We start from the raw sequence: 6,460 nt of genomic DNA on the forward strand, positions 1-6,460 counted from the left end.
AAGCTGAAGAACAAGCTGCTCGGCATGTTCGGCGGCTGATCGCCGTGGCCAGCGACACCGTCTATGATCTGAAGGGGCTGAATTGCCCTCTGCCCGTTCTGAAGGCGAAGAAGCGGCTGGCCGGCATGCAGCCGGGCAGCCGGCTCTGGCTGGAAACCACCGACCCGCTGGCCGTCATCGACATCCCCGCCTTCTGCTCGGACGCCGGCCACCAGCTGATCGAAACAGCGTCGGTTTCAGGCGGCCATCGCTTTCTGGTCGAGCGCGGCGAGCAATAATCGAAAGATTTACAGTCCGGCGATCGCCAACGGGTTGTTTTCCAGCGCCGCGCGGTCGGGCGTATCGACCGACGGCCGGTTGGTGAAGGCGGCGAACAGCCGGCGCACATAGTCTTCCGGCATGTCGAGCGTGATCAGCACCAGCCGCGTGCCGCGCTGGCTGTCCGGCCAGGACGGCAATCGCACCGGCGGATGCAGGATCTTCTGCACGCCATGCACGACCAAGGGCCGCGACGAATCCTCCTGCAATTCGATGACGCCCTTCATGCGCAACAGGTGATCGCCATGCGTGGAACGCAGGAGATCGAGAAACATCTCGATGGCTGAAAACGGCACCGGGCCGTCATGCACCAGCGAATGGGTTTTTACGCGCTGATCGTGGCGATGGGCATGGGCATGGGCATGGGCATGCTCGTGATCATCATGGCCATGATGGTCAACATGGTCGTGATGCGCAGCCTCTTCACCAAGCCAGCGCCGCACGTCGGCGGACTTGGTGGCAGGATTGTAGAGGCCGCAGTCGAACAGCGCCGCCACGCCGGTCTTCGTCTCCCCGACATCGAGCAGTTGAGCTCCGGGATTGATCTGGCGCAAGCGCGCCCGCAGCGTTTCGAGATCGCCGGGATCAGCGACCAGATCGGCCTTGGAGAGCACGATACGGTCGGCCACCGCAACCTGCTTGACCGCCTCGACATGCGCATCGAGTGTCGCCCCACCGTTGACCGCATCGACCAGGGTGATGACGCCGTCGAGCCGAAAAGCCTGGACCAGCGCCGGATGGGCCATGATCGACTGCAGCACCGGCGCCGGGTCGGCCAGTCCCGTGGTCTCGACGATGACGCGGGCAAGCCGGGCAATACGGCCGGTCTGCAGCCGGTCGACCAGGTCGGCCAGCGTGTCGACAAGTTCGCCGCGCACCGTGCAGCACAGGCAGCCGTCGGAAAGCTGGATGATGCCGTCGGAGGCCTGCTCGACCAGCAGGTGGTCGATCGCCACCTCGCCATACTCGTTGATGATGACCGCGGTGTCGGCCAAGGCCGGATCCTTCAGGAGCCGGTTGAGCAATGTCGTCTTGCCGGCGCCGAGAAAGCCGGTCAGCACCGAGACGGGTATCGGGAAACCGCTCATCGGGTTAATTCGCGGCTTTGGTCGGCTGGTCGCCTTGCGCGGCGGCACCCACGACTTTCGGACCCGTGCCGGCCGGTACGGGTTTGTCGGGCCGCCAAGGCGGAATCGGCACGTCGGCATATTCCTGCGCGCCCTCGTCGAGGATCGCTTTCGGCGCCGGACCGGTGGCGCCGCCGAGGCCGACGGCAACCAGTGTCGGCACATGGTCGAGCTTCTCCCGATAGGGCGATTTCGGCACGTCCTTGGCGGCGACGGCTGGCGGCGCCTCGGACTGCTCCGCCTTCGTCTTCTTCTTGCAGACCTCGTCATGCATGTCGTTGGGCGAGATCAGATCGCCGTAGGGCGCCAGCGTGGTGACGGTGGTCGACCCGGCGGCAGGCGCGTCAAAGCCTTGATCGAGCAGTTTGGCCGCGGTTTCGGCACGGCTGATCGCCGACTTCTCGCCAAGCACCACCGCCACCAGCGTACGCCCGTTGCGGGTCGCCGAACCGATCATGTTGAAGCCGGACGGGCAGACAAAGCCGGTCTTCATGCCGTCGGCGCCGGGATAGCGGCCGATCAGGAGATTGTAGTTGGAAATGGCCTTCTTGCCGACCGCGAGCCCCTCGATCGAGAACCACGGCGCATATTGCGGAAACTCGCGGCGGATCGCCATCACCAGGATCGAGAGATCGCGCGCCGTCGTATACTGGTCGGGCGAGTAAAGCCCGTTCGGGTTGACGAAATGGGTGCCGTTCATGCCGAGCCGGGCCGCCTCGGCGTTCATCCTTTCGGCAAAGGCTGCCTGCGACCCGCCGACATTCTCGCCGACCGCCATGGCGATGTCATTGGCCGATTTGACCAGCATCATCTTCAGCGCATTGTCGAGCCGCATCACCGAGCCGGGCTTGAAACCCATCTTGCTCGGCGGTTCCCCGGCGGAATGTTTGGTCACCTTGATCGGCGAATCGAGCTGGACTTCCCCGGCCGCGATCGCCCTGAAGGTCACATAGGCGGTCATCAGCTTGCTGAGCGAGGCTGGATACCAGCGCTTGAACGCATCCTGATGCTGCAGGATCTGGCCGCTCTTGAGGTCGAAGACCACCACCGGATTGGCCAGCGCCGGCCCAGCCAGGACCGACAGCATGATTGCGCCAGCCGGGAATAGTTTGAGGAAATGCCTGTGCCGCATGATCGAATCCGAAATCGCCTCTTGCCCTGATTGCCCCTGGCTCCGTAAGATTTCGTTACGTGACCGCCAGCATAAGGATCCGACCCTCAAAAACCGGACCGCATTATTGCGGTGCTATTTACCCTATGTGACGCCAACATGGCAAAGCGCCTGACAATCACGATTCCAAAACATCGGGCTGAAGCCGGCTGCACCAACAACGAAATGGAACCAACATGCCAATCTTGAACCGCGCCGCCGAAATGCAGGACGAAGTCGCCGCATGGCGACAGCATCTGCACCAGACGCCAGAACTGAACTTCGATGTCTTCAAGACGGCGGCCTTCGTCACCGAAAAGCTGAAAGAGTTCGGCTGCGACGATGTGGTGACCGGCCTCGGCAAGACGGGCGTCGTCGGCATCATCCGCGGCCGTCAGGGGGAAGGCCCCACAATCGGACTGCGCGCCGACATGGACGCGCTGCCGCTCAAGGAGATCACCGGCAAGCCCTACGCGTCGACCGTTCCGGGCAAGATGCATGCCTGCGGCCATGACGGCCACACCGCGATGCTGCTCGGTGCGGCGAAATATCTCGCCGAGACGCGCAATTTCACGGGCTCCGTGGCGGTCATCTTCCAGCCGGCGGAAGAAGGCGGCGGCGGCGGCAACGAGATGGTCAAGGACGGCATGATGGAGCGCTTCGATATCGCGAAGGTGTTCGGCATGCACAACATGCCGGGCCTGCCGGTCGGCCAGTTCGCCATCCGTCCAGGCCCGATCATGGCGGCGACGGCCGAATTCACCATCACCGTGAAAGGCCGGGGCGGCCATGCGGCGATGCCGCACGGCACGATCGACCCGATCGTCATCACCAGCCAGCTGGTCGGCGCCTTGCAGACGATCGCCTCGCGCAGCACCGATCCAGTCGAGGCCGTGGTGGTGTCGGTGACCAAGTTCCACGCGGGCGACGCCTACAACATCATCCCGGAATCGGCCGAGATCGCCGGCACGGTGCGCACGCTGAAGAAGGAGGTGGCCAAGAAATCGGAAGAGCGTATCCGCGCGATCTGCGCGGGGCTGGCCACCGCCTATGGCGCGACGATCGAGGTCGACTACGACGCGAATTACCCGGTGACGTTCAACCATGCGGATGAGACGGTGTTCGCCAGCGACGTGGCCGCCGACGTGGCCGGCGATGCCCAGGTGCACCGCGCGATCCAGCCGGTGATGGGCGGCGAGGACTTCTCCTATATGCTGGAAGCCCGGCCGGGCGCCTTCATCTTCATCGGCAATGGCGAGACCGCCGGTCTCCACAATCCGGCCTATGATTTCAACGACGAAGCCATCCCGCACGGCATGAGCTATTGGGTAAAACTGGCGGAGACGGCGCTAGCCGCCTGATGCATGTAAAGCGCCGGCCGAATTGCCTTCGGCCGGCCTCTTGGCGAAACGGTCCGAAGCGGCTATGTGTCGGGCCGCGTGGTCCCGTAGCTCAGTAGGATAGAGCGGCAGATTCCTAATCTGTAGGTCACAGGTTCGATTCCTGTCGGGATCACCAACGAAATCAGAGGGTTGGATTTTCGCGGTGACCACGTCGCACCGTGTTGCAAACAACCCTCATTGATTGTCAACGACTTCAACCAGTTGCGGCAGGTCCGGGCGACAAGAACGCTTCCTGGGACGGTTCCATCGGCTGGCACAGCGCATAGGCCTTCACCAGCGCTGCTTCGGCATCCCTGTGCGTTTGCCGTTTCATGATCGCCTCGGCCTTGCCGATGACGCAGTCGAAGTAAGTGTCATCGTCATCGGCAAGGGTCGTCTGCGTCATCGCCGCGCTGGCCAGCATGGTGATCGCAACGAGCGTAAGCAGGCGCACCGGCAGCCGAACCTCGGGCTGGCGTGCATCCTGGTTTGCCGCTGTTCTTTCCGGGACGGCCGGCCGACAGATCTCCCTGACGATCAGCATGAAGTAGCCGGCTTGCAGCAGGGTTGCGCTGGCGGCGGCCCATGCAAGGGCGACCCATGGCGAACCCGTCCTGAAATAGGCCGCGAGCGCGACGGACGCCGACGTTGCGGTCATTCCGATGAGAAACTGACGAAAATGCATCGTTGCCAACCGTTGGATGGGGACGGCCTTGTGGCCGCCTCGCCACAGCAGCAAATGCCGTGCCAGACGTGGTGGCCCATTACGATGCATCTGGTCATTGAACGAGAGAACAACCCGTCGAAACCAATGCCGCAAACGAAAATCCCGCCATGGCGAACCATGGCGGGATTTTTCATGTGCGAATGCGATCAGGCCGGCTCAGCCGACCCGGACGACGAAATGCTTGGTCACCGGCTCGATGATCTTCCAGGTGCCCTTGAAATCGGCTTCCACTACGAAGGCGTCGCCGGGGCCCACTTCGATCGGCGTGCCCCCGTCGGGCGTGATGATGATACGGCCGGCGATCATGTGCACGAACTCATAATCGGTGTAGGTCGCATGATAGGTGCCGGGCGACGCCCGCCATGTGCCCGATATCACCTTGCCATCCGCGGTCGTGTGCTGGACGGCGGTCTGCATGGTCGGCTGGCCCTCGACCGCGATCCAGCCAGGCAGATCGCCGGCTTCCGCGTGCTCGACCGCGCCGAATTTGAGAATGGTCTTGTTCGTCATGCCGGGCTCCGTTTGCTTCATATGTTCGAGGTCGGATAGCCGATGCACATGACGGGAGCAATGCCGCGCCATGCGAAACAGGCGCGGCCGCGCATCCGGGCATGCCTCCCGTTGCCATGCCGACCTTGAGTCGCTACGGTTTATGCGGCGCCGAAACGAGTTCAGCCTTGCGTTGCGCCGTCTCCATTCCGAGGCCGATGAAGGCGCGCGCGTGTTTGGCGAGCGCCATATTGTCGGTCCACAGATTGCGCCAGATTGCGGTCTTCTTCGACAGGTTCTCGTCGACGATCTCCGAGGAGAAGGATTCGAAGCTGAGATCGTCGGCGTAGCCGATTGCGGTCAGCGCATCGAAAATCGCCGCGAAGTCGATATTGCCGGTGCCGAGGAAGCCACGATGGCTTTCGCCGATATGGACATAGCCGATCTTGGCTGCCGCGTGACGGATGGCGAGCCCGAGATCGGCCTCCTCGATGTTCATATGGAAGGTGTCGAGATGCAGGAAGATGTTGTCCGACCCGGTGTCCTTGATGAACGCCAGGCCCTGCGCGGCGGTGTTGAGCAGATTGCTTTCGAAGCGGTTGACGATTTCCAGGTTGAGCGTGACGCCGGCCGCCTTCGCCGTCTCGGCAACCTTGGCCAGCGCCGCGGCGCTGCGGTTCCATTGATCGCGTGTCGGCGCCTCGACCTGCAGGCCATGGGCGGTCGACAGAATGCCGGCGACCTTGCTGCCGCCAAGGTCGCGCGTCAACGCGACGGTCTGGTTGAGGATCTCGACGCCGCGCGCGGCGATCGCCTTGTCGGCGCTCGATATGTCGCCATCACCAGGCAACCCGATGCTGATCGCCACGCCGAGGCCGAGATCGGCGATGCGTTTGGCAAGGCCGCCAATATCGACATCGGCGGGGTCGAGATAGGAGAATTCTATCAGGTCGAAACCGGCCTCCTTGGTATTGGCCAGCGTGCGTTCGAGTTCGTGCTGCGCCGAGCCTGCCGACCAGACGAAAGAATGGATTCCGATGCGCGACATGATCGTCTCCGGCATTGAGGTGGGAGAATGGGTGCGGCCGGATCGCGCCGGCCGCACCAGCCTTGGGAGGCTTAGCGGGCCGCGGTCCAGCCCTTGTAGTCCTTCAGGTTCTCGGCCGTGATCAGCTTCGGGTCGAGCAGCACGGTGGCCTCCGCCGGCTTCTTGCCAGCCAGCAGATCGGCCGCCATGGTCAGCGACTGGCCGGCCATCACATAGGGA

7 protein-coding genes, 1 tRNA gene and 1 pseudogene are annotated in these 6,460 nt (G+C 63.3%); 3 read left to right on the top strand and 6 right to left on the bottom strand.

The window, feature by feature from the left end; genetic code table 11:
* Nucleotides 1-44: 44 nt before the first annotated feature.
* The gene (locus tag EOA36_RS23175; RefSeq protein WP_167531493.1) at nucleotides 45-278 is read left to right on the top strand and encodes a sulfurtransferase TusA family protein; all 234 of its coding nucleotides are present in this window, start codon (nucleotides 45-47) and stop codon (nucleotides 276-278) included.
* Nucleotides 279-287: 9 nt separating this feature from the next.
* Here EOA36_RS23175 and EOA36_RS23180 read toward each other — a convergent pair whose 3' ends face one another.
* Both EOA36_RS23180 and EOA36_RS23185 read right to left on the bottom strand, forming a co-directional pair.
* Nucleotides 288-1,406: a GTP-binding protein gene (locus tag EOA36_RS23180; RefSeq protein WP_127279580.1), complete on the bottom strand. Its 1,119-nt coding sequence runs from the start codon at nucleotides 1,404-1,406 to the stop codon at nucleotides 288-290.
* A 4-nt stretch (nucleotides 1,407-1,410) separates the two neighbouring features.
* A complete protein-coding gene (locus EOA36_RS23185) occupies nucleotides 1,411-2,577 on the bottom strand; it encodes a D-alanyl-D-alanine carboxypeptidase family protein (protein WP_127279581.1) in 1,167 nt (388 codons plus the stop codon).
* 215 nt (nucleotides 2,578-2,792) lie between these two features.
* Here EOA36_RS23185 and EOA36_RS23190 point away from each other — a divergent pair, with 215 nt between their 5' ends.
* Nucleotides 2,793-3,956 carry a M20 aminoacylase family protein gene (locus EOA36_RS23190; RefSeq protein ID WP_127279582.1) on the top strand — a complete coding sequence of 388 codons (1,164 nt, stop codon included), beginning with the start codon at nucleotides 2,793-2,795 and terminating at the stop codon, nucleotides 3,954-3,956.
* An 80-nt stretch (nucleotides 3,957-4,036) separates the two neighbouring features.
* A tRNA-Arg gene (locus tag EOA36_RS23195) sits at nucleotides 4,037-4,113 on the top strand.
* A 78-nt stretch (nucleotides 4,114-4,191) separates the two neighbouring features.
* On the opposite strand, the gene EOA36_RS23200 is transcribed toward EOA36_RS23195, so the two are convergent.
* The 4 genes and pseudogenes from EOA36_RS23200 to EOA36_RS38945 form a co-directional block, all read right to left on the bottom strand.
* A complete protein-coding gene (locus EOA36_RS23200; protein ID WP_245464445.1) occupies nucleotides 4,192-4,662 on the bottom strand; it encodes a hypothetical protein in 471 nt (156 codons plus the stop codon).
* A 198-nt stretch (nucleotides 4,663-4,860) separates the two neighbouring features.
* The gene (locus EOA36_RS23205; RefSeq protein WP_127279584.1) at nucleotides 4,861-5,214 is read right to left on the bottom strand and encodes a cupin domain-containing protein; all 354 of its coding nucleotides are present in this window, start codon (nucleotides 5,212-5,214) and stop codon (nucleotides 4,861-4,863) included.
* A gap of 133 nt (nucleotides 5,215-5,347) precedes the next feature.
* Complete coding sequence (locus EOA36_RS23210) at nucleotides 5,348-6,241, bottom strand: sugar phosphate isomerase/epimerase (RefSeq protein ID WP_127279585.1); 894 nt, start codon at nucleotides 6,239-6,241, stop codon at nucleotides 5,348-5,350.
* Between the two features lie 71 nt (nucleotides 6,242-6,312).
* A pseudogene (locus tag EOA36_RS38945) lies at nucleotides 6,313-6,460 on the bottom strand (ABC transporter); the annotation flags it as partial.

The sequence above is a fragment of the Mesorhizobium sp. M8A.F.Ca.ET.021.01.1.1 genome, from assembly GCF_003998025.1.
Taxonomy (GTDB): Bacteria; Pseudomonadota; Alphaproteobacteria; order Rhizobiales; family Rhizobiaceae; genus Mesorhizobium.

Coding starts and splice junctions, on each gene's coding strand:
- EOA36_RS23180 (WP_127279580.1), bottom strand. CDS start 1,406: ATGAGCGGTTTCCCGATACCCGTCTCGGTGCTGACCGGCTTTCTCGGC.
- EOA36_RS23185 (WP_127279581.1), bottom strand. CDS start 2,577: ATGCGGCACAGGCATTTCCTCAAACTATTCCCGGCTGGCGCAATCATG.
- EOA36_RS23190 (WP_127279582.1), top strand. CDS start 2,793: ATGCCAATCTTGAACCGCGCCGCCGAAATGCAGGACGAAGTCGCCGCA.
- EOA36_RS23200 (WP_245464445.1), bottom strand. CDS start 4,662: ATGCATTTTCGTCAGTTTCTCATCGGAATGACCGCAACGTCGGCGTCC.
- EOA36_RS23205 (WP_127279584.1), bottom strand. CDS start 5,214: ATGACGAACAAGACCATTCTCAAATTCGGCGCGGTCGAGCACGCGGAA.
- EOA36_RS23210 (WP_127279585.1), bottom strand. CDS start 6,241: ATGTCGCGCATCGGAATCCATTCTTTCGTCTGGTCGGCAGGCTCGGCG.